The organism is Nocardioides bruguierae, from assembly GCF_023656415.1.
Lineage (GTDB): Bacteria > Actinomycetota > Actinomycetes > Propionibacteriales > Nocardioidaceae > Nocardioides > Nocardioides bruguierae.
Genome location: NZ_JAMOIL010000005.1, coordinates 136,847 through 161,601, shown reverse-complemented (window position 1 = coordinate 161,601; position 24,755 = coordinate 136,847). Strand labels below are relative to the sequence as shown.

Sequence of the window (24,755 nt, the reverse complement as noted above, 5' to 3'; positions counted from 1 at the left end):
AACGGGAGGACGCGGCCGCGCGCCGCGGTTCCAGGGGGCATGACGCCGCCGACGACCTCCGTGCCGCCCTCCTCGACGCCGTCCACCCCGACGTCCGCGACGTCGGCGAACGGGGACGCCTCGACCCGCGCCCGCCTGACCTCCGGCCTGCTCGCCGTCGGTCCGCACGCCGGCGCGCACCGGGTCGCGCTGCGGGCAGGGCTCAGCGTCGCGGTGCCGCTGCTGGTGCTGTGGGCCACCGACCACCTGGAGTGGTCCGCCTACGCCACGTTCGGCGCGTTCGCCTCGATCTACGCCCGCAACGATCCCTGGCGCCAGCGGGTCCGCATGCAGGCGCGCGCCGGCGCCTGGCTGGTGCTCGCGGTCGTGCTGGGAGCGCTCGTCGCCACCTCCTCGGAGCGGGCCTGGCTGGCGGTGCCGGTGGCCGCGGTGCTCGCCGGCGGAGCGTCGCTGCTCTCCGACCACTGGGGCTGGCGCCCGCCCGGCCCGCTGTTCACCGTCTTCGGCTTCGGCGCCTCCTCGGCCATCCCCGCGGACGCCGGCACGGTGCTGGCCGCCGTGCTGGTCGGGCTCTCCGGCGCCCTGCTGGCCCTCCTCGTCAGCGCTCTGGGCGGCCTGGCCGAGCGCGGTGCGGTCGGTGACCGCCCCGGTGGGGTGCGGACCGCCCCGCCCCACGTGCGACCGACCGACATGACGCGGCACGCGCTGCGCGGTGCCGTGGCGGTCCTCGTCGCCGGCGCCCTGGCCACCGGCGTCGGGATCGGTCACCCCTACTGGGCCATGGTCTCCGCCGTCGTCCCGCTGATGGCGCGGGAGTGGCTGCCGGCAGTGGTGCGCGGCATCCACCGCGTCGTCGGCACGTTCGTCGGCCTCGGCCTCGCGGCGCTGGTCCTGACCCTCGACCCGCCCGGCCTCGTCGTGGTGCTGCTCGTCGTCGTGCTCCAGGGCGCCGCGGAGCTGCTGGTGATGCGCAACTACGCGCTCGCGCTCGTGGTCATCACGCCCCTGGCGCTGCTGATGGTCCACCTGGCCAGCCCCGAGCCGATGAGCAGCCTGCTGCTCGACCGGGGCGTGGAGACGCTGCTCGGCGTGGCCGTGGGGCTCGTCGTCGGCTGGGCCGCCGCTCAGCTGCTGCCGCGCTCGAAGGCGCTGGCGTAGGTCGTCTCGCCCACGGCGATCGAGTACTGCCCGTAGAACTGCGCCACGCCGCGACGCTGGGCCTCCCGGTGCCGCGGGTGCTCGGCCCACGCCCGGTGCGAGGCCGCGTCCGCGAACGTCACCACCGTGCAGCGCTCGCCGTCCTCGGCCGTGAAGGTCTTGGTCTCCACGAAGCCGGGCATGGCCGTGGCCAGGGCGGCCACCACGGCCAGCTCGTCGCGGTAGGCGCGCTCGTGCTCGGCGTCGAGGCGGTTGCGGAAGACGGTGACGACCTGGCCGGTCCGGGGCACGTGCACGAGGCCCATCCTGCCCGCTGCCCTGCCCGCTGCCCTGCCTGCTGCCCTGCCTCCCGGGGGCCGGTGTCGGGGGCTGCCGGGTGAAGCGACTGGGACCCCTGGGGCCTCGCGGGATAGAACGGGGCGAGTGAGCACCAGCCCTGACCTCGTCCCCGCGCACGCCCTCGACGCCGCAGACCCGCTCGCGGCCCACCGGGACCGGTTCGTCGGCGCGGAGCAGCCCCTGGTCTACCTGGACGGCAACAGCCTCGGGCGCCCGCTGCGGGTGACGGGGGAGCGCCTGCGCTCGTTCGTGGACGAGGAGTGGGGCGGCCGGCTGATCCGCGGCTGGGGCGACGTCGGCGAGGGCGGCTGGATGGACCTCCCGCTCACCCTGGGCGACCGGATCGCCCGCACCTGCCTGGGCGCGGCCCCCGGCCAGGTCGTGGTGGGCGACTCCACCACGGTCAACCTCTACAAGCTGCTGCACGCCGCGGCCGCGCTGCGGCCGGGCCGCACCGAGGTGGTGCTCAGCGCCGACGACTTCCCGACCGACCGGTACGTGGCCGAGTCGGTGGCCCGCGAGCGCGGCCTGCACCTGGTCTGGATCGAGCCCGCCGAGCCCACCACCGGGGTCACCGACGACGAGGTCGCCGCCGTGGTGGGCGAGCAGACCGCCGTCGTCCTGCTCTCGCACGTGGCCTACCGCTCCGCGGCGATCGCGCCGCTGGCCGCCGTCGCCGAGGTGGCCCACGAGGTGGGCGCGCTGGTGCTGGCCGACCTCTCGCACTCGGTCGGGGTGCTGCCGGTGCAGCTGGACCGCACGGGGGTCGACCTCGCCGTCGGCTGCACCTACAAGTTCCTCAACGGCGGCCCGGGCGCCCCGGCGCTCGCCTACGTCGCCGCCCGCCACCACGCGGGCCTGGCCCAGCCGGTCACGGGGTGGATGGGCCACGCCGACCCGTTCGCCATGGGGCCGGGCTACGAGCCGGCGCCCGGCGTGCGCCGCCTGGTCGCGGGCACCCCGTCCGTGCTCTCGATGCAGCCGGTCGCCGACATGCTCGACCTCCTCGACGAGGTGGGCATCGAGGCGGTGCGCGCCAAGTCCGTCGCCCTCACCACCTTCGCCGCGGACGCCGGCCGCCGACTGCTCCCCGACGCCCGGCTGGGCTCCCCGGCCGACCCCGAGCGCCGCGGCGGGCACGTGACGCTGCTGCACCCCCGGATGCGCGAGGTCGTCGCCGGCCTGTGGCAGCGCGAGGTGCTGCCGGACTACCGCGACCCCGGCGGGCTGCGCCTCGGGCTCTCCCCGCTCTCGACCTCGTTCGCCGAGGTGGAGGCCGGGATCTCGGCTGCGGCGGAGGTGCTCGCGGGCCTAGCGTGAGGTGCGTGAGAGCACCGCTGCGCTTCCCCCGTCCGCTCCGCCCCGGCGACACCGTCGGGGTGACCGCGCCGTCCTCGGGCGTGGCGCCGCCGATGGTGCCGCGGCTGCGCGAGGCCGTGCGCGTGGTCCGCGAGCGCGGCTACGAGGTCCGGCTGGGGGAGTGCCTGCTCACCGAGGGGGACCCGGTGCTCTCCGCCCCGCGGGAGGCACGCGCCGCGGAGCTGACCGCGATGCTGCTCGACCCCGACGTCGCCGCCGTGGTGCCGCCGTGGGGCGGGGAGCTGGCCATCGACCTGCTCGGCGTCCTGGGCTGGGAGGCGCTGGCCGCGGCCGAGCCCACCTGGGTCGTCGGGTTCTCCGACACCTCCACGCTCATGCTGCCGCTCACCGTGCACTGCGGCTGGGGCGCCCTGACCGGCCACAACCTGATGGACACCCCGTACACGGCCGCCCGTGGCCTGGTCGGCTGGCTGGACGCGCTCGAGCACGACCCGCGCAGCGGGCCGCTGGTGCAGACCTCGCCGGGGCGCTGGCGCACCAGCGGGTGGGACGACTACGTCGCCGATCCCGGCGTCGCCCGGATGTCGCTCGACGGCGAGGCCGCGTGGTCGGTGCTGGGCGGCGGGGAGGCCGCGTTCGCGGGACGCCTCGTGGCCGGGTGCCTGGAGACCGTGCACCACCTGGCCGGCACGCCGGTGGGCGACGTGCCCGCGTTCGCCGCGGCGCAGGCTGCCCAGGGCGAGGGGGTCGTCGTGCTGCTCGAGGCCGCCGAGTGGGGCGCGCTGGACGTCGCCCGTGCCCTGCACGGCCTGCGCCTGGCCGGCTGGTTCGACCACGCGCGCGGCGTGCTCGTGGGACGCACCGCGGCGCCGGCGTCCGGGGACCTGGGCCAGCACGACGCGGTGGCGCACGCGCTGGGCAACCTGCGGGACGCCGAGGGTCGCCCGGTGCCGGTCGTGCTCGACGTCGACCACGGGCACACGCAGCCGTGCGGGGCGTGGGTGACCGGGGCGCTGGTCGAGGTCGACACCGCCACGCGCACCTGGCGCCAGACCTGGTGAGGGGTGCGCCTCAGGCGGAGCGCGGGCTGCGGCCGGCCCGCCGGTCGACGAGGGCGGCCAGGCCGCACAGCGCCAGGAAGAACACCGTGATGCCCAGGCAGACCACGGCGACGCCGCCCCAGCCGTTCTCCTCCACGTCCAGGAACGGGTAGGGCACCCACCCGGTGAGCCCCCCGTAGGTCAGCGTCACCACCAGCCAGGCGACGGCCCAGCCGACCGCCACGCCCACGGCCCGGGCGTCGACGCGCGGCCGCGGCCCCGCGGCCGCGAAGGCCAGCACCGCCAGGAGCGGGACTCCCACGTGCAGCGCCTTGTCGGCCACCCAGCTCGCCCCCTCGAGGCTCAGCAGGGGCCGGAGCAGGAGGAAGTGGACGACGCCGGTGACCGTGATCCCCACGACCCCGGCCAGGCGCAGGCCGCGCCACCAGCGGGTGCCGTCGCGGTCGGGGTCGGCCACGAGCGTCCACGCGGCGAGGGCGACGAGCACGTTGGACTGGATCGTGAAGTAGGCGACGAACCGCACCAGGGCGAGCCCGAGCGGCGGTGCCGCGGCCTCGTCGAGCACGGCGTCGCCGAGGAGGACGAGCACCAGCTGGAGGACGATCGCGGCGGTGGCGACGACGGCGGTGACGGCGTGCAGGGCACGCGCGGCGGTGGTGGGCACGCGGGCAACCTAGCGGGGAGCGCGGCCGGGCGCGGGAGTGCAGCAGGAGGGAGGGTGGCGGGTGTCGGCGCCGGGTGGAATCGTCGGCGTCATGGACCAGCGGATCAGCTTCGTGACCCTCGCGGTGGCCGACGTCGAGGCCAGCAGACGCTTCTACGTCGACGGCCTCGGCTGGGAGCCCGAGCTGCTCGTGCCCGGCGAGGTGCTGATGCTCCGGGCCGGCGAGCGGCTCGTCCTCTCCCTCTGGGACGCGGCGGCCTTCACCGCCGAGGTCGGGGAGGCGCCCCGCAGCGGCCCCGGCGTCTCACCGATCACCCTCGCGCACAACGTCGCCACGCCCGCCGAGGTCGACGCGGTCCTCGCCGAGGCGCGGGCCGCGGGCGCGGACCCGGTCGCCGACGGGGTGGCGCGCGAGTGGGGCGGGTACTCCGGCTACTTCGCCGACCCGGACGGCTTCCGCTGGGAGGTGGCCCACAACCCGGGCCCCATCGGCCTGTCGGTGCTGCCGTGAGCGGCGCGGGGGAGCAGCCCGGCGCGACCGGGCACCCGGTGCCCGAGGAGCGCGAGGTCTGGTCCACCACGCAGGTGGACGAGGCGGGGCTCTCCGGCTGGCGGCCGCTGCTCGGCCGCCTCCGGGTGCGCTACCTGACGCAGGACTTCGCCACCGGTGCCGCGTTCGTGGCCGAGCTGGCCCGGCTCGCGGACGCGGCCGACCACCACCCCGACGTCGACCTGCGCTACGGCCACGTCGAGGTGGGGCTGGTCAGCCACGACGTCGGCGGGCTCACGGTCCGCGACGTGATGCTGGCCCGCGAGGTCTCCGAGCTGGCCGCCGAGATGGGGGTCGTGGCCGCTCCGGTCTCCCTGCGCGTCCTAGAGCTGGCGCTGGACACGTGGGACGCGGAGGAGGTCGCGCCGTTCTGGGCGGCGGTGCTCGACGGGGTGCTCGAGCGGGTGGAGCACGAGGACGGCGTCGAGCTCCAGGTGGTGGATCCGGGCGGCACGCTCCCGACCGTGTGGTTCCAGCCCTGCGACCGGCCACGGGCCCGGTCGGCACCGGCGCAGCGGTGGCACGCCGACGTCCGGGTGCCGCCGGAGGTGGTGCGCGAGAGGATCGACGCAGCCCTGGCCGCCGGTGGCACCATGGTCTCCGACGAGGAGGCGCCCGCCTTCTGGGTGCTCGCGGACCCGCAGGGCAACCAGGCCTGCCTGACCACCTGGCACGGCCGGGGGGAGTGAGGCCGGGACCGGCCGCAGGACGTTCACCATCCGAGAAGCCCGTCCCGGATCGTGGGACAAGCGTCACTTCCCGATGACGAGGAGGAATCAGTGCCGTTACCGTGGCGTCATGCGACTGTTCCTTCTCGTACGCACACGACGCGCCGTCTGAGCACGATCCACGCTCACTCAGCGCGTCATCCCCTCGCAGCCTGTGGCCGGGGGGCTTTTTTGTGGGATCAGCACGAGAGCAGCACGCGGTCGGCCGGCCACCCGGAGCGGGAGGCGGCACCGGCCGGACACAACCCGAGGCAAGGAAGTAGCAGGGCATGAGCGAGATCACGGGCGCACAGAGCCTGGTCACGTCGCTGGAAGCGGCGGGGGCGAAGAACGTCTTCGGCATCCCCGGAGGTGCGATCCTCCCGGCGTACGACCCGCTGATGGACTCCACGAAGGTGCGCCACATCCTCGTGCGCCACGAGCAGGGCGCCGGTCACGCGGCCCAGGGGTACGCGGCCGCCACCGGTGAGGTCGGCGTCTGCATGGCGACCTCCGGCCCGGGCGCGACGAACCTGGTCACCCCGATCGCGGACGCGCACATGGACTCCGTGCCGATGGTGGCCGTCACCGGTCAGGTCGGCGCGTCGATGATCGGCACGGACGCCTTCCAGGAGGCGGACATCCGCGGCATCACGATGCCGATCACCAAGCACAACTTCCTCGTCACCGACCCCGACGAGATCCCCACCAAGATCGCCGAGGCGTTCCACCTCGCGCGCACCGGCCGTCCGGGCCCGGTCCTGGTCGACATCGCCAAGTCGGCGCTGCAGTCGATGACGACCTTCCGCTGGCCGACCGAGCTGGGCCTGCCCGGCTACCGCCCGGTGACCAAGCCGCACGCCAAGCAGATGCGCGAGGCCGCCCGGATGATCGGCGACGCCCGCCGTCCGGTGCTCTACGTCGGCGGCGGCGTCATCCGTGCCCGCGCCTCCCGCGAGCTGCGGGTCCTGGCCGAGCTCACCGGCATGCCGGTGGTCACCACGCTGATGGCCCGCGGCGCGTTCCCCGACTCCCACCCGCAGCACCTGGGCATGCCGGGCATGCACGGCACCGTCGCGGCCGTCGCGGCGCTGCAGAAGTCCGACCTGATCATCAGCCTCGGCGCCCGCTTCGACGACCGCGTCACCGGCAACCTGGACGCCTTCGCCCCGCACGCGCAGGTCATCCACGCCGACATCGACCCGGCCGAGATCGGCAAGAACCGGCACGCCGACGTCCCGATCGTCGGCGACGCCCGCGAGGTCATCTCCGACCTCGTCGTCGCCCTCCAGGCCGCGGCCGAGAACGGGCAGACCGGCGACTACGAGCAGTGGGTCGGCTTCCTGGCCGGCATCAAGCGGAAGTACGCCCTGGGCTGGGAGCAGCCGCCGGCCGGCCTGCTCTCCCCGCAGTCGGTGATCCAGCGCCTCGGCCAGATCTCCGGCCCCGAGACCGTCTTCACCTCCGGCGTCGGCCAGCACCAGATGTGGGCGGCGCAGTTCATCGGCTACGAGAACCCCAACACCTGGATCAACTCCGGCGGTCTCGGCACGATGGGCTTCTCCGTGCCCGCCGCCATGGGCGCCAAGGTCGGCCGCCCGGACGCCACCGTCTGGTCGATCGACGGCGACGGCTGCTTCCAGATGACCAACCAGGAGCTCGCGACCTGCGCGATCGAGAACATCCCGATCAAGGTCGCGATCATCAACAACGAGAACCTCGGCATGGTCCGGCAGTGGCAGACGCTGTTCTACGGCGAGCGCTACTCCAACACCGACCTGCAGAAGCACGGTGGCCCGGTGCGCATCCCGGACTTCCCGAAGCTGGCCGAGGCCTACGGCTGCGTCGGCCTGTCCTGCGACCGCCCCGAGGACGTGGACTCCACCATCGAGAAGGCGATGGAGATCAACGACGTGCCCGTGGTCGTCGACTTCCGCGTGCACAAGGACGCCATGGTCTGGCCGATGGTCGCCGCCGGCGCGTCCAACGACGACATCAAGTACGCCCGCGACCTGGCCCCCGAGTTCGACGAGGACGCCATCTGATGACCAAGCACACCCTGTCCGTCCTCGTCGAGGACAAGCCCGGCGTCCTGGCCCGCATCGCCGGCCTCTTCAGCCGCCGAGGCTTCAACATCGACAGCCTCGCCGTCGGCCCGACCGAGCACCCGGAGATCTCCCGGATGACGATCGTGGTCAACGTCGAGTCGCTGCCCCTCGAGCAGGTGACCAAGCAGCTCAACAAGCTCGTCGAGGTCATCAAGATCGTGGAGCTGGACCCCGAGCACTCCGTGACCCGGGAGCTCGTCCTGCTCAAGGTCGGCGCCACCGCGGAGACCCGCGGCCAGGTGCTCGACACCGTCCAGCTGTTCCGCGCGAAGGTGATCGACGTCGGCACCGACGCGGTCACCGTCCAGATCACCGGGAACGCCGGCAAGATCGCCGACTTCCTCCGGGTGCTCGAGCCCTTCGGCATCCGTGAGATCGTCCAGTCCGGGATGGTCGGCATCAGCCGCGGCTCCCGCTCGATCTCCGAGCGCAGCCTCAAGCCGGTGGCCGTCCCCGCGCCCCCGGCCGCGCACGTCGGCTGACCCCGACCCGCACCGCACCACACGCACCGCACCAGACCCCAGAAGCAACCAGAAGGAGAAGCCCCCGTGGCTGAGATGTTCTACGACGACGACGCCGACCTGTCCCTGATCCAGGGCAAGAAGGTCGCCGTGATCGGTTACGGCAGCCAGGGCCACGCCCACTCGCTGTCGCTGCGCGACTCCGGCGTCGACGTGCGCATCGGCCTCCAGCCGGGCTCGAAGTCCACGCCGAAGGCCGAGGCCGAGGGCCTCACCGTCGGCACGCCCGCCGAGGTCTCCGCCTGGGCCGACGTGATCGTGATCCTGACCCCGGACCAGCACCAGCGCAAGGTGTACGCCGAGGAGATCGAGCCGCAGCTCAAGCCGGGCAAGACCCTGGTCTTCGGCCACGGCTTCAACATCCGCTTCGGCTACATCACCGCCCCCGAGGGCGTCGACATCTTCATGGTCGCCCCCAAGGGCCCGGGCCACCTGGTCCGCCGTGAGTACGTCGACGGCCGCGGCGTCCCCGTGCTCGTCGCGGTGGAGAAGGACGAGACCGGCAACGCCTGGCCCCTCGCCCTGTCCTACGCCAAGGGCATCGGCGGCCTGCGCGCCGGCGGCATCAAGACCACCTTCACCGAGGAGACCGAGACCGACCTGTTCGGTGAGCAGGCCGTCCTCTGCGGTGGCGCCTCCCAGCTGGTGATGTACGGCTTCGAGACCCTGATCGAGGCCGGCTACCAGCCCGAGGTCGCCTACTTCGAGTGCCTCCACGAGCTGAAGCTCATCGTCGACCTCATGTACGAGGGCGGCATCGCCAAGCAGCGCTGGTCGGTCTCCGACACCGCCGAGTTCGGTGACTACGTCTCCGGCCCGCGGGTCATCACCCCCGAGGTGAAGACCAACATGCAGGCCGTCCTCGCCGACATCCAGAACGGCGCGTTCGCCAAGCGGTTCATCGACGACATGGACGCCGGCTCCCCGGAGTTCAAGCAGCTCCGCGCCGCGGGCGAGTCGCACCCGATCGAGAAGACCGGCCGCGAGCTGCGCAAGCTCATGGCGTGGGTCAAGAGCCACGACTCCGACTACGTCGAGGGCACCGCGGCCCGCTGAGCCGGCCCACCCCACGCACCACCACGACCCGCCGGGTCGACGGCCTCGCGCTGTCGACCCGGCGGGTCCGGTGCTTGTCGGCGGGTCTCCTCCGGTCGGCTGGGACGTCACTTCACCTCGGCACGGACGAGGCGCCACAGGCCGAGGGCCAGGGGCACGACCAGCCAGACCACGGCGGTGACGCCGAGCTGGGCCCAGCCCTCGCCGGTCTCGGGGAACCCCTCGAACAGGTTGCCCTGGTGGAAGTTGAAGTCCACCCACGGCTGGGCGTCGGCGAACCACTCCTGCACGCTCGCCAGCATCGTCGTGAGGCCCACCAGCACGTAGCCGTAGACCAGGTAGCCGACCATCGCGGCCGGGGTGCTGCGCAGCAGCGTGGCGAGCATGAATCCGACGAGCACGCCGAGCACGTTGCCCAGCACGATCGAGCTGAACAGGGCGAACGAGACGTCCCACACGGGGTCGATGCCGACGAGCGCGGCGCCCACCAGGTTGCCCAGCGCGCCCACGCCGGCCGCGACGACCATCCCGAGCACGCCCACGGCCACGGCGTTGACGAGCTTCGCCGCCACGACGCGGCCGCGGTGCGGCACGAGGGTGAACGTGGCCAGTCCGGTGCGCTGGCTGAACTCCGAGGTCACGGACAGGATCGCGATGATCGGCAGCATGACGGCCATCGGGATGCCGATCGCGGTGGAGAAGCTGCTGTAGTCGATCATCGAGTCCGGGGCCCAGAGCACGACGGCCGCGCTCGCCAGCACCGAGGCGACGGCGATGCCGACCATGAGCCACAGGCCGGCCCGGGTGTCGACCATCTTGCGGGCCTCGACCAGCAGCAGCCGGCTGAACGGGATCGGGGACGGGGCGGGGCGCCGCGCGTCCCGGGTCGCCGTGTCGGTGACGGCCGCGTGGGCGGGCCCGGGTGCCTGCGTCGTGGCAGGGGTGGTGGCCGGGGTGGTGGCTGCGGTGCTCATGCTGCTGCTCCTGCGGTCTCGCGGGCGTGCGCGTCCCGCTGGGTCTGGGCGGTGAGCTGGAGGAACATCTCCTCCAGGCCGGCACCGTCGGCGGTGCGCAGCTCGGTGAGGGCCAGGCCGGCCGCGAGCGCGACGAGTCCGGCGGTGGTGGGGTCGGCGTCGGTGCGCAGCCCGGCGCCGGCGTCCGCGGGGTCGACGTGCTCCACGTGGTGACCGGCGCCGGCCAGGGACTCGGCCAGGCGCGCCGTGTCGGCGCAGCGCACCAGCGTGCCGGTGCCGGCGAGGAGCTCCTCCTTGGTGCCGCCGGCCACGATCCGGCCCTGGCCGATGACGACGATGTCGTCGGCCACGACCTCGATCTCGTGCAGCAGGTGGCTGGAGAGCAGCACGGTGCCGCCGTCGCGGGCGTAGCCGGAGAGCAGGTCGCGCATCCAGCGGATGCCGGCGGGGTCGAGGCCGTTGGCGGGCTCGTCGAGCACCAGGACGTCCGGGTCGCCGAGGAGGGCGTGGGCCAGGCCGAGCCGCTGGCGCATGCCCAGGGAGTAGTCGCGGACGCGGCGCGAGGCCTCGTCCTGGGTGAGGCCGACGAGGTCGAGCATCTCGTCGACCCGGGTGCGGGGGAGGCCCATGGTGATCGCGGCGACCCGCAGGATCTCGCGGCCGGTGCGGCCGGCGTGCTGGGCGGAGGCGTCGAGGAGGACGCCGATCTCGCGGCCGGGGTTCGGCAGCCGGTGGTAGGGGCGGCCGAGCACCGTGGCGGTGCCGGAGGTCGCCGGGGTCAGCCCCGCGAGGATGCGCAGGGTCGTGGACTTGCCGGCGCCGTTGGGGCCGAGGAAGCCGGTGACCCGCCCGGGGCGGGCCGTGAAGGAGACGTGGTCGACGGCGGTGTGCCCGCCGTAGCGCTTGGTGAGTCCGTCGATGACGATCATGGGCCCATCCCACCGCCGGCGGGGCCCGCCCCACATCGGGTGGACGACGGGGCCCGACCCTGGCCCGACCTCGGGTGCCTCGGGGTCGGGTCGGGGTTTGGACCAGGGTTCCGGACCCCCTGTGCCCCCCCCGGTGCCCGCCCTGTGCCCGCCCTGGGCTCTCCGGGCGGGAACAGCCGGTGTCCGTCGGGTGTTGGGCGCGGACGTGGAGATCGAGATCTGGTCCGACGTCGTCTGTCCCTGGTGCTTCATCGGCAAGCGCCGCCTGGAGGCCGCCCTGGCCGACTTCGAGCACGCCGACGAGGTGCAGGTCGTCTACCGCTCCTTCGAGCTGGACCCGACCGCCCCGCAGCACGGGCACGAGAAGACGCTGACGACCCTGGCGCGCAAGTACGGCCGCTCCGAGGACGAGATGCGCGGCATGATGCAGCACGTCACGGACACGGCCGCCGAGGTCGGCCTGGAGTTCCGACTGCTCGACAACGTCCACACCAACACCGTCGACGCGCACCGACTGCTGCACCTCGCGCTGACCGAGGCGGGCGTCGAGACGCAGCGGGTCCTGAAGGAGCGGCTGCTCAGCGCCTACTTCGAGCGCGCCGAGGACGTCGGGGACCACGCCGTCCTCACCGCCGAGGCGCTCGCGGTGGGCCTGCCGGCCGAGCGGGTCGCCGCCGTCCTGGGCTCCGACGAGTTCCGCCGCGAGGTGTGGGCCGACGTCGACCAGGCCCGCCGCTACGGCGCGACCGGGGTGCCGTTCTTCGTCATCGACGCCGCGTTCGGCATCTCGGGTGCGCAGCCGGTCGAGGTCTTCTCCTCGGCGCTCCAGCAGGCCTGGGACGCCGCGCACCCGACCCTCACCACCGTCGGCTCCGACCAGGGCGACGCGGGCGTGTGCGGGCCCGACGGCTGCGCGATCTGAGGCTCGGACCGCCTCGAGCGCCGGCCCTCGCCGGCCGCTGGTCTGGACGACACCTGCCGCACAAGTGAGGGCACCCTCATCTTAGTTAGGCACGCCTATCCTTCGTGCCTTACAGTGCTGCCATGCTCGGCAACTTCCTGATCGGCCTGCGTGAGGGCCTCGAGGCGACGCTGGTCGTCTCCATCCTCGTGGCCTACCTCGTGAAGTCGGGACGCTCGCACCTGCTCCCGCGGATCTGGGTCGGCGTCGCCGCCGCGATCGCCGTCTGCGTCGCGATCACCGTGGGCCTCGGGCTGCTCGGGCGCCAGCTCACCTTCCAGTCGCAGGAGATCATCGGCGGCACGCTGTCGATCGTCGCGGCCGCGTTCGTGACCTGGATGATCTTCTGGATGGCCGGGGCCGCCCGCACCATCGGAGCGGAGCTGCGCGGCCAGGTCGACGCCGCCGCCCAGGGCTCGGCCCTCGGGCTCGTCCTGGTGGCCGTCCTCGCCGTCGGTCGTGAGGGTCTGGAGACCACGCTCATCCTGTGGTCCAACACCCGCCAGGCCACCGGCTCGGCGCTGGGGGAGCAGACGGCCACGCCGGTCGTCGCGGCCCTGCTCGGCATCGCCACCTCGATCGTGCTGGGCTACCTGCTCTACCGGGGTGCGATCAGCATCAACCTCACCAAGTTCTTCACCTGGACCGGCGCGCTGCTTATCTTCGTCGCCGCCGGCGTCCTGGCCTACGGCATCCACGACCTCCAGGAGGCCGGCATCCTGCCCGGCCTGAACAGCTACGCCTTCGACGTCTCCGGCGTGATCAGCGCCGGCTCGTGGCTGGGCACCCTGCTCAAGGGCATCTTCAACTTCTCCCCGCAGACCACGTGGCTCGAGGCGATCGCCTGGGTGGCCTACGTGGTGCCGGTCCTGACGCTGTTCGTGCGTCGGGTCCGCAAGCCGGCCGCCCCCGCCTCCCCGGCGGACGCGCAGCCGGAGCGCGCCGCCGCCTGACCGGTCTCGCCACCGCCCCGGGCCCGCCCCGGCACCCCTCTCGTCCCGTCCCTCGCACCAGAGAGAAACCTCGATGCGCCGTTCCTCGCTGACCCCTGCCCGCACGACCGCGCCCCGCCTGCTCGGCCTGGCCGCCGCCGTCCTCACCCTGCCGGTGCTGGCCTCCTGCACCGAGGCCGTGCCGTCGGCCGAGTCCGACACGGACGGCGACGGGCGCACCGTCACGGTCACCTCCAGCGCCGACGAGTGCGAGGTCTCCACCGGTGAGGTGCCCTCGGGCACGCTCACCTTCAACGTCACGAACACCGGCAGCGAGGTCACCGAGTTCTACCTGCTCGCCGAGGACGGCCTCACGATCAAGGGCGAGATCGAGAACATCGGCCCGCAGGCCACCCGCCAGCTGGTGCTCGCGGCGCCGGCCGGCGACTACGTGACCGCCTGCAAGCCGGGCATGGTCGGCGAGGGCATCCGCTCCGACTTCGTCGTGACCGACTCCGGCGAGGACGTCGCCGTCACCGCCGACGAGCAGGAGCTCGTCGACACCGCGGTGGCCAACTACGCCACGTACGTGGAGGACCAGGCCGACCAGCTGCTGGAGAAGACCCGGCAGTTCGTCGAGCTCTACGAGGACGGCCAGGACGACGAGGCCCGCGCGCTGTACCCCATCGCCCGCACCCACTGGGAGCGGATCGAGACGGTCGCGGAGTCCTTCGGCGACCTCGACCCGAAGATGGACCTGCGCGAGGCGGACCTCTCCGAGGGCGAGGAGTGGACCGGCTGGCACCGGATCGAGAAGGACCTGTGGCCGGCCCGCGCCACCGACTACACGGCGCTGAGCGCGAAGGAGCGCTCGTACTACGCCCAGGACCTGCTGGCGAACACCGAGGAGCTGGTGACCCGCATCGGCGACCTCACCTACACCGTCGACCAGATCGCCAACGGCTCGCGCGGCCTGCTCGAGGAGGTCGCGACCGGCAAGGTCACCGGCGAGGAGGAGTACTGGTCGCGGACCGACCTCTACGACTTCCAGGCCAACGTCGACGGCGCCCGCGTCGGGTTCGAGGGCGTCGAGCCGCTGCTGGAGACCAAGGACCCCGAGCTCGCGGCCTCGCTGCGCACCCGGTTCACCCAGCTGGACGACCTGCTGGCCCAGTACCGCACCGGCGACGACTTCGTCGGCTACGACGAGCTCACCCAGGCCCAGGTCAAGGAGCTCTCCGACGCCGTCAACGCCCTCTCCGAGCCGCTCTCCCAGCTCACCGCCGCGCTGCTGGCGTGACGGTCGGGTCGACTCCTTCCTAGGCTGGTTCGCATGGCAGGCATCTCCAGGCGTGGGCTCCTCGGCGGCGGCGCGGCACTGGCCGCCACCGGGGCGGCCGCGGGCATCGCCGTGGGCGGCTACGCCCTCGGCCGCGAGTCCGAGGACGCGGCGGTCGACGCTGCCTCGGACACCTACCCGTTCCGCGGCACCCACCAGGCCGGCATCGTCACCCCGGCGCAGGACCGGCTGCACTTCGCCGCGTTCGACGTCACCACCGACGACCGCCAGGCCCTGGTGGACCTGCTGGTCCAGTGGACGGCGGCCGCGGAGCGGATGACCCAGGGTCTGGACGCCGGCCCCGTCGGCGCGGTGGACGGGCCCTACAACGTGCCGCCCGACGACACCGGCGAGGCGATCGGCCTGCCGGCCGGCGGCCTCACGATCACCTTCGGCTTCGGCCCCGGCCTGTTCGAGAAGGACGGCGTCGACCGGTTCGGCCTCGCCGACCGGCGCCCGGCCGCGCTGCGCGACCTGCCGCACTTCCCCGCTGACGTCCTGGACAGGAACCGCAGCGGGGGAGACCTCTGCATCCAGGCCTGCGCGCAGGACCCGCAGGTCGCGGTGCACGCGATCCGCAACCTGGCCCGGATCGGGTTCGGCACGGTGGCCGTGCGGTGGAGCCAGCTCGGCTTCGGCCGCACGTCCTCGACGTCGACCAGCCAGGAGACCCCCCGCAACCTGTTCGGCTTCAAGGACGGCACCGCCAACGTCAAGGCGGAGGAGACCGCGGAGCTGGAGGAGCAGGTCTGGGTCCAGCCCGAGGACGACGGCGGCGACTGGCTCGCCGGCGGCTCCTACCTGGTGGCCCGGCGCACCAACATGACCATCGAGGTCTGGGACCGCCAGCCGCTGGCCGACCAGGAGGGCTTCATCGGCCGGACCAAGGGCACCGGCGCCCCGCTCTCGGGCGGGGACGAGTTCACCGAGCCGGACTTCTCCATGCCCGGCTCGAACGACCAGCCGGTGATCCCCGTCGACAGCCACGTCGCCGTCGTCCACCCCTCGGCCCACGGGGGCGCGCGGATGCTGCGCCGCGGCTACAACTTCGTGGACGGCACCGACGACCTGGGCGGGCTCAACGCCGGGCTGTTCTTCATCGCGTTCGTCCGCGACCCCGACACCCAGTTCATCCCCGTGCAGCAGGCCATGTCCCGCAACGACACCCTGATGGAGTACCTGAAGTTCACCGGTTCGGCGCTGTTCGCCGTGCCCGGCGGCGTCGGCGAGGGCGAGCACGTGGGTCAGGCCCTCTTCGCCTGAACGACCCCCTCCTCGTCCGGCACGTCGAGGTCGAGGACGACGTCGGCGCGCAGGTCCTCGAGGAAGGCCTCGTCGTGCGTCGCCACGACCAGCGCCCCCGGGTACCCGCGCAGCGCCTCCACCAAGGCGTCGTAGGTCGGCAGGTCCAGGTTGTTGGTGGGCTCGTCGAGCAGCAGCAGGCGCGGTGGCGGCTCCGCGCCCAGCACCACCGCCAGCGTCGCGCGGAAGCGCTGCCCGCCCGACAGCGTGCCCGCCGGCACCTCGGCCCGGCCGCCCCGCAGGCCCAGCCTGGCCAGCCGGGTGCGCACGGCCGCGGGGTCCGCGCCCGGGCCGGCGGCGGCCAGGGCCTGCGCGGCGACGCTGCGCCCCGGGTCCAGCACGTCGAGGCGCTGCGGCAGGTGCGCGAGCGGGACGTGGCGGCGCACGGTGCCGGCCCGGGGCGCCGCGTCCCCGGCCAGCACCCGCAGCAGCGTCGTCTTGCCGGTGCCGTTGCCGCCCACCAGCGCCACCCGCTGCGGGCCGGCCAGGGAGAGCCGCACCCTGGGTCCGGTGCTGAGCCCGGTACTGCGCCCGGTGCTGGGCCCGGTGCTGACTCCGGTCGGGAGCAGCACGTCGGCGTCGAGCACCTGCCGTCCCCGGGGCACGGCGCACGCGGCCAGGTCCCGGGCGAGGTCGACCGCCACGCCGTCGTCCGGGGCCAGGGCCTCCTCGGCCTCCTCGACGCGGCCGCGGGCGCTCGCGAGCCGCTCGGCGTGCACGGCGGTGAAGCCGGCGGCCGCCTTCTCGGCCCGGTTCCGCTCGTAGTCGCGCACGGCCTTGGAGACGTTGCCGGCGTTGCGTCGGGCGTCGCGGCGGCGCGTGGCCAGCCGTTGCTCGGCGGCCACGGCGTCGCGCTGCTCGCGGCGCAGCAGCGTCCGCGCGCCCGCCACGGCGTCGGCAACGGCGGCCTGCTCCTCGGCCACCTGGGTGGCGTAGCTGCTGAACCCGCCCGCGAACCAGCGCACGCTCAACCGGGGGTCCGGCGCCTCGCCGCGGCCCCGACCCGCCGGCCCGGGTCGGCGCAGCTCCCCGACCCGCTCCACGTGCTCCAGCAGGGCCCGGTCGTGGCTGACCAGCACCAGCGTCCGCGGCCACGAGGCCACCACGTCGGCCACCCGCGCCCGTGCGTCGCGGTCGAGGTCGTTGGTGGGCTCGTCCAGGAGCAGCACCTCCGGCTCGGCCAGGAGCGCGGCGGCCAGCCCGATGCGCACGGCCTGCCCGCCCGAGACCTCGCCGACACGGCGGTCCAGGAGCGCCGCCGGCAGCCCGAGGCGCTCGAGGAGCGCGCCGACGCGGGCGTCGACGTCCCAGTCGTCACCGATGGCCTCGTAGTCGGCGGGCTCCACGGACCCGGCCTCGACGGCGGCCAGCGCGCGTCGGGCGGGGCCGACCCCGAGGACGTCCTCGACCCGGGCCGCGACGTCGAGGGTGAGGCCTTGCGGCAGGTGGGCGACCCGGCCCGGCACCGACACGTGCCCGGCGCTCGGCCGCAGCGTGCCGGCGGCCAGGCGCAGCAGCGTGGTCTTGCCGGTGCCGTTCGCGCCGACGAGCGCGGAGCGACCGGGCGGGACGAGCAGGTCGACGTCACGCAGGGCTGGGGTGCCGTCGGGCCAGGTCAGGCCGACCTGGTGGAAGCGCACGGCGGGCGCGGGGGAGTGAGGCATCGCTGGTCTCTCGAGGACGCGGCGGTCCACCGTCCAGGCCGGGCGAGCGTGCGCGGTGCGTGCGCGTGCGCGTGCGCGGTGGGGGACGGGGCTGGGCGGCGGGGCCTCAGATCAGCAACGGGTGCTCCCGGGTCGGCGGCAGGTCGAGGCCACGGTAGGCAGCCGGGCCCCGGACGCGCCACGGGTTATCCGTCGCCCCGTGCCCCGGCTGCCGGGCGTGTCGGGCCGTGTCGGGCCGGGTGAGGTGGCTCAGGTGGGGTCAGGCGGCGGTCGACCGGCGGGAGACCAGCAGCGCCAGCAGCGCCCAGACGAGCGCCAGCGCGAACGCACCCGCGAACGGCACCGGCTCGGCCACGGCCTCCGCGGCCAGCGCCGTGAAGACCACGCCGGCCAGCGCCACCGCCGTGGCTGCGCCCAGGGAGTCGGCGATGGTGACGGCGGCCGAGGCGGTGCCGTGCTGGGCGGGCGGCGTGCGCCCGAGCACGTTGGCCGTCACCCGCGGGTAGGACCAGCCCATGCCCGCTGCCGAGAGCAGCCACCCGCCGGCGGCCAGGACGCCGGCGGCGAGCCCGGGCAGCGGTGCCGCGGCCACGAGCACCTGCACCGCCACGCCCGCCACCAGGAGCGACGCACCGACCCGGAAGGCCCGGTCGTCACTGACTCCGGTGGCCCGCCCCTGCACCTGGGAGGCGGCCGCCCAGCTGGTCGCGGCCACGGTGAGCACGAGGCCGGCCACCGCGGGGGCGGCCCCGTACCGGTCCTGGAGGAGGTAGGGCAGGTAGGACTCGGCGGCGAAGTAGCCGCCCGCCACGAGGCCGCGGAAGGCGACGACGGCCGGGATCCCGCGGGACGCGCGCAGCGTGCCCGGCGGCAGCAGGGGCCGGACGGCGGCCAGCGCCACGAGCACCGCCGCGACGGCGACCACCGGCCGCGCCGCCCCCTCGAGCGCCGAGGCGAGGTTGAGGCCGAGCACGGCGCCCGCCACCACCACGGCCAGCGCCAGGCGGGTCGCCGCCCGGGTCACGACGGGCCCGCCGTCGTCCTGCGTGCCGGTGTCGCGGTCCGGGGTCGGTGCCGCGCTCGATCCCGGGCTCGCCGCCGAGGCCCGCCGCAGCGCCGGCACGAGCAGCGCCAGCGCGAGGGCCGCGAGGACCACGACGCCGAGGAAGACCCAGCGCCAGCCGACGAGGTCGGTGACCAGCCCGGCCAGGAACGGGCCGACCAGCCCCGGCAGCACCCAGGCGGCGGCGAAGGCGCCGAGGATGCGGGAGCGGTCGGCCGGTGCGTAGACCTGCCCGACCAGCACGTACACCGTCACCTGCGCCGCCCCGCCGCCGAGGCCCTGGAGGAACCGGCCGACGACCAGCGCCGGCATCGTCGGTGCCAGGCCGGCCAGCAGCAGGCCCGCGGCGAAGGTGGCCACCGCGACCAGCATCGGCCGGGTGGCACCGACCCGGTCGGCCCACGCGCCGCCGGCGACCATGCCGACGATGCCCGCGGCCAGCGTCGCGGAGAAGGCGACCGCGAACAGCGAGCGCCCGCCGAGGTCGGCGGCCACGACGGGCATGACGGTCGCGACGGCGAGCGCCTCGAACGCGATCAGGAAGACCAGCGTCAGGGAGCCGATCGTGGCCGACCGGTACGCGGGTGCCAGCAGCGAGGTGGGGGGCGGTGCGGGCTGCTGCTGGGCGGTCACCGGCGTGACGCTAGCCCCCGGCGACCCACGCGGTGGTGCGCGGGCCGGGTCGTGGTCACCCGGCAGCCGCTAGGATGGCCCGCGCCACAGTGTCGTGCGCTCCCCACGTCCGCGCCGCCTCCCAGGCCCACGCAGCCCCGTGCTGCACCGGAGCCGGGTCGCCGCCCACCCCCGGAGCAGCCCGCTGTGTCGCTTCCCGTCGATGCCCCCACGTCGGCCGACCCGCTCGAGCCCCCGCCCGTCGAGTCGCTGCCGGTCGAGACCCTGCCCGTCGAGACCCTGCCGGTCGACCCGGCACGCCCGGTCCCCAGGCTGCGCACCGCGCACCAGCCCGGCCTGAGCGCGGCCTCGGCGGTGCTGGACGCGGCCGCGGGGCGCGAGGACGCCCAGCCCTACCCGGTGCCCACCAGCCCGCTGCGTCCGGTGGCTCGGCCCGTGGCGGTGATCGCGGAGGCGCTGCACCCGGTGACCGACGCCGAGCTGGGCCCGGGCGTCGACGTGCGCCGCGTGGACGGCGGCGACCGGGCCGCGCTCCTGGCGGCGGTGCGCGACGCGCAGGCGCTGCTGGTGCGCTCGGGCACCGTGGTCGACGAGGAGCTGCTGGCCGCTGCGCCGCGGCTGAAGGTCGTGGCCCGGGCGGGCACCGGCCTGCGCAACGTGGACGTGCGGGCCTGCACGCACGCCGGCGTCATGGTGGTCACCGCGCCCACCGCGAACCTCGTCTCCGCCGCCGAGCTGACGGTCGGCCTGATGATCGCCGCGGCCCGCCGCGTCGGTGCCGCGCACGCGTCGCTGCGGCACGGCGAGTGGCAGCGCGACCGGTTCGTCGGCACCGAGCTGCACGGCAAGACGCTGGGCATCCTGGGCCTCGGGCGCGTGGGTGTGCTCGTGGCGCAGCGGATGGCGGCGTTCGGCATGCGGCTGGTCGCGCACGACCCGTTCGTCCAGGCGGGGCGCGCCGCCCAGCTGGGCGTGCAGCTGGTCGACCTGGACACGCTGCTGCGCGAGTCCGACGTCCTCAGCGTGCACCTGCCCCGCACCACCGAGACGCTGGGCCTGCTGGGCCGTGAGCAGCTGGCCCGGGTCAAGCCCGGCCTCGTGCTGGTCAACGCCGCCCGCGGCGGGATCGTGGACGAGTGCGCCCTCTACGACGCCCTCCTCGAGGGCCGGGTCGGCGCCGCGGGCATCGACACCTTCGCCGAGGAACCGGCCGCGGGCAACGCCCTGCTCGCCCTCGACAACGTGGTCGCCACCCCGCACCTGGGCGCCTCCACCGAGGACGCCCTCGAGAAGGCCGGGCGCTCGGTCGCCCGGTCCGTGCGGCAGGCGCTCTCCGGCGAGCTGGTGCCCGACGCGGTCAACGTGCACGGCGGGGTCATCGCCGAGGAGGTGCGCCCCTCCATCGGGCTCACCGAGCGCCTCGGGCGGCTGTTCACCGGGCTCTCCGGCGGCAGCGCCGTCTCCATGGACGTCGAGGCGCGCGGCGAGCTCGCCGACCACGACGTCCGGGTGCTCGAGCTGGCCGCGCTCAAGGGTGCGCTCTCCGGCGTGGTGCTCGACGACTCGGTCAGCTACGTCAACGTCTCGCTCCTGGCGGCCGAGCGGGGCACCGCCGTCCGCCTCATCACCGATCCCGAGAGCCCCGACCACCGCACCCTGGTGACCGTGCGCGGCACCCTGGCCGACGCCCACCAGGTCTCGGTCTCGGGCACCCTCGTGGGCACCGGGGAGCGACAGCGGCTGGTCGCCGTCGACGGCATCGACCTCGACGTCGAGCTGGCCGACCACCTGGCGTTCCTGCGGCACCCGGACCGCCCGGGCACCGTGGGCGTCCTCGGGCAGGTGCTCGGCGCCGCCGGGGTGAACATCGCCGGGATGCAGGTGGTCCGGCTGGACGGGGAGGTGCTGGTCGCCCTGGCCCTCGACTCCGCGGTGCCCCAGCCCGTGCTCGACACCCTCGGCAACGCCCTCTCCGCGTCCTGGGCCCGCACGGTGAGCCTGGTCTGACCGGCGGCGCGGGTGCAGGCTGTGCCCGTGGAGCAGACCCTGTACACGGCCCTCGGCGGCGCGGACGTCGTCGCCGCGCTCGCCCGGGCGTGGCACGCCCGCGTGCTGGCCGACCCGGTGGTGAGCCACGCCTTCTCGCACGGGTTCCACCCGGCCCACGAGGAGCGGCTCGCGGCCTACCTCGGCGAGGTCCTGGGCGGGCCGGCGACCTTCACCGGCGGCGCACGCCCGCTGGGCACCGAGTCGCAGGTCGTGCGCGACCACTCCGGCAACGGCGAGCACCCGGAGATGGACGACCGGGCGATCGCCTGCTGGCAGGCCGCGCTCGTCGACGTCGGCGTGCCGGAGGACGCCGTGCTGCACGCCCGGCTGCGGGACTGGTTCGCCTGGGCCACCCGCGTCCAGATGGCCGCCTACCCGCGCAGCGCCGAGGACGTCCCCGACGGCCTGGCGCGGCCCACCTGGACGTGGGACGGGCCGCCCGCGACCTGACCCACGCCGTGGGTCCGTGGGTCCCGACCCGGTCTCAGGCGACCGTCATGCGCTCGGGCCCGCGGGCACCGGCCGGCGCCCCGTGCAGGGTGTGCGCCCACGCCGCCGCGAGGCGCGGCACCGCGTCCGCGAGCTCGGCGGCGGGCCGCGTCCAGGCGATGCGCACGTAGCGGGACAGGCCCGTCTCGATGGCGAACACGGGCCCGGGGGTGATCGCGACGCCGCGCTCCTCGGCGGCCGCCGCCAGCGGCACCGCCAGCGGCGCGGGCAGCGCGCACCACAGGGACAGCCCGCCCGCCGGCACCCGGAAACGCCAGGACGGCAGGTGCTCGCGCAGACCGGCCACGAGGGTGTCGCGCTGCTCGCGGAGCCGATCGAGGTGGCCCGGCAGCACCGGACCCGCGTCCAGCAGCCGACGCAGCACGAGCTGCTCCATCACCGGGGTGCCGAGGTCGAGGCCGAGCCGGGCCCGGAGCAGGTCGTCGACCAGCGCGTGCGGGGCGCGGACCCAGCCCAGCCGCAGCCCGCCCCAGTAGGCCTTCGCGGCGCTGCCGAGGCTGATCGCCCCCGGGGCGTGGGCGGCCAGGGGGAGGGGCAGGTCGACGTCGTCCAGCGCGATGGCGTGGTGCGCCTCGTCCACGACGGCGGTGGTGCCGGCGGCGGCGAGGTGGTCGGCCAGCTGGGCGCGCTGCTCGTCGGCCATGAGGTGGCCGGTGGGGTTCTGGAAGTCGGGCACGAGGTAGGCCAGCGCGGGCCGCACCTGGCGCAGCCGGGCACCGATCTCGTCCATCGCCCAGCCCCCGTCCTCGCCCTCGACGGCGCCGCCGTCGACGGGGGAGGGGAGCACCCGCGCGCCGGCGGTGCGCAGCGCCTGCACGGCGTTGGGGTAGACGGGGGACTCGACCAGCACCCGGGTGCCCGGCTGCGTGAGGGCCACGCTCACCAGCGCCGAGGCGGCCAGGGCCCCGGGGGTGACGACGACCTGGCGCGGGTCGGTGGGCAGGCCGCGGCGGGTGTACTGGGCGGCGATCGCCTCCTGGAGCACCGGCAGGCCCGCCAGGAAGTACCCGTGACCGCCGAGGTAGGCGGGGAGGTCGGTGGCCGCACCGGCGAAGGCCTCGGTGAGGCCGGGGGCGGCCCCGGTGGCCGCGCAGCCGAGGTCGATCTCCTCGTCCATCCGCGGGGAGAGCGCGTGGTCGTGGGTGACCGAGCGCCCGCCGGGCACCCGGGTGAACGTGCCGGAGCCCTGGCGCGCGGCCGCGTAGCCGCTCTCCCGCAGGCCGGCGTAGGCGCGCGCCACGGTGGTGCGCGAGAGCCCCAGCGTCGCGGTGAGGTCGCGCTCGCTGGGCAGCCGGACGTCGTAGCCGATGCGGCCGTCGCCGATCAGCAGGCGCAGGGACGCCTCGAGGGAGGCGTACGCGGGGCCGCCGTCGAGCGGGCCGACGAGCGCCGCGACGCGGCCTGCCGAAATGGACTGCTGCATGCAGGCCACTGTCTCAGAATTGGCTCTTCCTGGCCAGGCCAGTGCTGCCACATCCTCGAGAGGTGACCACGACCGCCGTCCCTCGCCCCGCGTCCCAGCAGCCCCTCCTGCTGCCCGCCCACCTCGGCCCGCTGGCCCAGCTGCGCACCGGGCGGCTGGCCCGCCGCCTCCCGCAGCTGCTGGTGGGGCTGTGGCTCTACGGGGCGTCGCTCGCGCTGATGGTGGCCTCGGGGCTCGGCGTGCCCCCGTGGGGCGTCCTGGACGTGGCGGTCTCGGCGTACCTGCCGCTGACGCTGGGGGAGACGATCGTGCTGACGTCCTTCGTGGTGCTGCTGCTGTGGCTGCCGCTGCGCGAGGTGCCCGGCATCGGCACGCTCGCCAACGCCGTGCTGGTGGGGCTCTCGACCGACGCCACGCTGGCCGTGCTGCCCGGCTCGCTCGGGTCCGACGCCCCGCTGGGCGTGCGGGTCGCGCTGGTGGTCGCCGGCGTGCTGCTCAACGGCGTGGCGACCGCGTTCTACATCGGTGCCCAGCTGGGTCGCGGCCCGCGCGACGGGCTGATGACCGGCCTCGCCCGCGTCACCGGACGCTCGCTCCGCCTCGTCCGCACGTGCCTGGAGGTCGTCGTCGTGCTCGTCGGCCTCGCCCTCGGCGGGCCCCTGGGCGCGGGCACCGTGCTCTACGCGCTGGCGATCGGACCGCTGGCCCAGCGCCTGCTGCCCCTGGTCGCGGTCCGTCTGCACGTCCCCGCGCCGAGTCGGCCGTAACTTTCTGCCGGGTCAGCGCCGAGTCGGCAGCAACTTTCTGCCGACTCGACCGTGGCTCTCAGCGGCGGGTGGCGACCACGCAGGCGGCGTCGGGGGCGACCATCACCTCGACGGCGGTGAACCGCTCGTCTGTCAGCCAGTCCTGGCGCAGCGTGTCGACGCGGCCGTAGGAGATGGGCGGCCAGAGCTCGCAGGGCGTGAAGTCGTCGAGGACGACGAGGCCGCCGGGCTCGACCAGGTCGGCGATCGCGTCGGTGCCGACCTCGTCCGGGGCGCCGGAGTCCAGGAAGAGCAGCGAGTAGGGGCCGCGGTCGCGCAGGCGCGACCAGTCGGCCGCCAGCACCTCGACGCAGGGGTCGTCGGCGAAGATCTCCGAGGCGAACCCGGCGAGCCGCGCGTCCAGCTCGGCGGTGACGATCTGGGCCTTGTCGTGCCGGACGCCGCTGCGCAGCCAGGCGGTGCCCACGCCGCAGCCGGTGCCGAACTCGGCCATGGTGCCCTCGCGGGTGGCGGCCAGGGTCGCCAGCAGCCGCCCGGTCTCGTTGCGGCAGAACGAGACGTAGCCGGCACGGCGGGAGACCTGGAAGGCCCGCTCGACGACGTCCGGGAGGTCGGGTGGCGCGCTCACGTGGACCAGTGTCCCACCACGTGAGCCGCGTCTCGCCACGCGGACAACATCCGAAATGCGGTGTCACGCGTCCGCTCACCGGTTATGGTGCTCTCAC

Annotated in this window: 23 protein-coding genes; 15 read left to right on the top strand and 8 right to left on the bottom strand. The window is 74.8% G+C overall.

The window, feature by feature from the left end; all coding sequences use genetic code 11:
• Positions 1-39: 39 nt before the first annotated feature.
• Positions 40-1,158, top strand: coding sequence for an FUSC family protein (locus tag M8330_RS05475; RefSeq protein WP_250826502.1), 1,119 nt, complete (start codon positions 40-42; stop codon positions 1,156-1,158).
• On the opposite strand, the gene M8330_RS05470 is transcribed toward M8330_RS05475, so the two are convergent.
• On the bottom strand, positions 1,125-1,454 hold the full coding sequence (locus M8330_RS05470; RefSeq protein WP_250826501.1) for an antibiotic biosynthesis monooxygenase family protein: 330 nt from the start codon (positions 1,452-1,454) through the stop codon (positions 1,125-1,127). The genes M8330_RS05475 and M8330_RS05470 overlap by 34 nt on opposite strands.
• A 127-nt stretch (positions 1,455-1,581) precedes the next feature.
• On the opposite strand from M8330_RS05470, the gene M8330_RS05465 reads away from it, so the two are divergent.
• Entirely contained in the window at positions 1,582-2,817 is a 1,236-nt protein-coding gene (locus M8330_RS05465) for a kynureninase (protein ID WP_250826500.1), read from the top strand.
• Between the two features lie 5 nt (positions 2,818-2,822).
• On the top strand, positions 2,823-3,878 hold the full coding sequence (locus M8330_RS05460) for a S66 family peptidase (protein WP_250826499.1): 1,056 nt from the start codon (positions 2,823-2,825) through the stop codon (positions 3,876-3,878).
• A gap of 10 nt (positions 3,879-3,888) precedes the next feature.
• On the opposite strand, the gene M8330_RS05455 is transcribed toward M8330_RS05460, so the two are convergent.
• Positions 3,889-4,542: a Pr6Pr family membrane protein gene (locus M8330_RS05455; RefSeq protein WP_250826498.1), complete on the bottom strand. Its 654-nt coding sequence runs from the start codon at positions 4,540-4,542 to the stop codon at positions 3,889-3,891.
• A gap of 91 nt (positions 4,543-4,633) precedes the next feature.
• Here M8330_RS05455 and M8330_RS05450 point away from each other — a divergent pair, with 91 nt between their 5' ends.
• The 5 genes from M8330_RS05450 (at position 4,634) to ilvC (ending at position 9,484) form a co-directional block, all read left to right on the top strand.
• A complete protein-coding gene (locus M8330_RS05450; protein WP_250055544.1) occupies positions 4,634-5,053 on the top strand; it encodes a VOC family protein in 420 nt (139 codons plus the stop codon).
• Positions 5,050-5,781 carry a 4a-hydroxytetrahydrobiopterin dehydratase gene (locus tag M8330_RS05445; protein ID WP_250055546.1) on the top strand — a complete coding sequence of 244 codons (732 nt, stop codon included), beginning with the start codon at positions 5,050-5,052 and terminating at the stop codon, positions 5,779-5,781. The genes M8330_RS05450 and M8330_RS05445 overlap by 4 nt, the downstream gene beginning before the upstream one ends.
• 308 nt (positions 5,782-6,089) lie before the next feature.
• Positions 6,090-7,844, top strand: coding sequence for an acetolactate synthase large subunit (locus tag M8330_RS05440; RefSeq protein WP_250826497.1), 1,755 nt, complete (start codon positions 6,090-6,092; stop codon positions 7,842-7,844).
• Complete coding sequence (ilvN, locus tag M8330_RS05435; protein ID WP_250055550.1) at positions 7,844-8,389, top strand: acetolactate synthase small subunit; 546 nt, start codon at positions 7,844-7,846, stop codon at positions 8,387-8,389. The genes M8330_RS05440 and ilvN overlap by 1 nt, the downstream gene beginning before the upstream one ends.
• 66 nt (positions 8,390-8,455) lie before the next feature.
• A complete protein-coding gene (gene ilvC / locus M8330_RS05430; protein WP_308196027.1) occupies positions 8,456-9,484 on the top strand; it encodes a ketol-acid reductoisomerase in 1,029 nt (342 codons plus the stop codon).
• 107 nt (positions 9,485-9,591) lie between these two features.
• On the opposite strand, the gene M8330_RS05425 is transcribed toward ilvC, so the two are convergent.
• Both M8330_RS05425 and M8330_RS05420 read right to left on the bottom strand, forming a co-directional pair.
• Positions 9,592-10,458, bottom strand: coding sequence for an ABC-2 transporter permease (locus M8330_RS05425; RefSeq protein ID WP_250055552.1), 867 nt, complete (start codon positions 10,456-10,458; stop codon positions 9,592-9,594).
• Entirely contained in the window at positions 10,455-11,387 is a 933-nt protein-coding gene (locus M8330_RS05420) for an ABC transporter ATP-binding protein (protein ID WP_250826496.1), read from the bottom strand. The genes M8330_RS05425 and M8330_RS05420 overlap by 4 nt, the downstream gene beginning before the upstream one ends.
• A 205-nt stretch (positions 11,388-11,592) precedes the next feature.
• Between M8330_RS05420 and M8330_RS05415 the strand changes: the two genes are divergently transcribed.
• The 4 genes from M8330_RS05415 to efeB all read left to right on the top strand — a co-directional run bounded on the left by M8330_RS05415 (position 11,593) and on the right by efeB (position 15,882).
• Positions 11,593-12,309 carry a DsbA family oxidoreductase gene (locus M8330_RS05415; protein WP_250826495.1) on the top strand — a complete coding sequence of 239 codons (717 nt, stop codon included), beginning with the start codon at positions 11,593-11,595 and terminating at the stop codon, positions 12,307-12,309.
• A 122-nt stretch (positions 12,310-12,431) separates the two neighbouring features.
• Entirely contained in the window at positions 12,432-13,301 is an 870-nt protein-coding gene (gene efeU / locus M8330_RS05410; RefSeq protein ID WP_250826494.1) for an iron uptake transporter permease EfeU, read from the top strand.
• Between the two features lie 73 nt (positions 13,302-13,374).
• Entirely contained in the window at positions 13,375-14,580 is a 1,206-nt protein-coding gene (gene efeO, locus M8330_RS05405) for an iron uptake system protein EfeO (protein ID WP_250826493.1), read from the top strand.
• A gap of 33 nt (positions 14,581-14,613) precedes the next feature.
• On the top strand, positions 14,614-15,882 hold the full coding sequence (gene efeB, locus M8330_RS05400; protein WP_250055562.1) for an iron uptake transporter deferrochelatase/peroxidase subunit: 1,269 nt from the start codon (positions 14,614-14,616) through the stop codon (positions 15,880-15,882).
• Here efeB and M8330_RS05395 read toward each other — a convergent pair.
• A complete protein-coding gene (locus tag M8330_RS05395) occupies positions 15,864-17,585 on the bottom strand; it encodes an ABC-F family ATP-binding cassette domain-containing protein (RefSeq protein WP_250826492.1) in 1,722 nt (573 codons plus the stop codon). The genes efeB and M8330_RS05395 overlap by 19 nt on opposite strands.
• Positions 17,586-17,844: 259 nt before the next feature.
• Positions 17,845-19,281 carry an MFS transporter gene (locus tag M8330_RS05390; protein WP_250826491.1) on the bottom strand — a complete coding sequence of 479 codons (1,437 nt, stop codon included), beginning with the start codon at positions 19,279-19,281 and terminating at the stop codon, positions 17,845-17,847.
• A gap of 186 nt (positions 19,282-19,467) precedes the next feature.
• On the opposite strand from M8330_RS05390, the gene serA reads away from it, so the two are divergent.
• Both serA and M8330_RS05380 read left to right on the top strand, forming a co-directional pair.
• Positions 19,468-21,288 (top strand): phosphoglycerate dehydrogenase, encoded by a 1,821-nt coding sequence (gene serA / locus M8330_RS05385; protein ID WP_250826490.1) that lies wholly within the window; start codon positions 19,468-19,470, stop codon positions 21,286-21,288.
• A 27-nt stretch (positions 21,289-21,315) separates the two neighbouring features.
• A complete protein-coding gene (locus M8330_RS05380) occupies positions 21,316-21,780 on the top strand; it encodes a globin domain-containing protein (RefSeq protein WP_250826489.1) in 465 nt (154 codons plus the stop codon).
• 34 nt (positions 21,781-21,814) lie between these two features.
• Here M8330_RS05380 and yczR read toward each other — a convergent pair whose 3' ends face one another.
• Positions 21,815-23,263 (bottom strand): MocR-like transcription factor YczR, encoded by a 1,449-nt coding sequence (gene yczR, locus M8330_RS05375; RefSeq protein ID WP_250826488.1) that lies wholly within the window; start codon positions 23,261-23,263, stop codon positions 21,815-21,817.
• 62 nt (positions 23,264-23,325) lie between these two features.
• Here yczR and yczE point away from each other — a divergent pair, with 62 nt between their 5' ends.
• Positions 23,326-24,030, top strand: coding sequence for a membrane protein YczE (gene yczE, locus M8330_RS05370; RefSeq protein ID WP_250826486.1), 705 nt, complete (start codon positions 23,326-23,328; stop codon positions 24,028-24,030).
• Between the two features lie 58 nt (positions 24,031-24,088).
• Here yczE and M8330_RS05365 read toward each other — a convergent pair whose 3' ends face one another.
• Complete coding sequence (locus tag M8330_RS05365; RefSeq protein WP_250826485.1) at positions 24,089-24,658, bottom strand: O-methyltransferase; 570 nt, start codon at positions 24,656-24,658, stop codon at positions 24,089-24,091.
• Between the last annotated feature and the right edge of the window lie 97 nt (positions 24,659-24,755).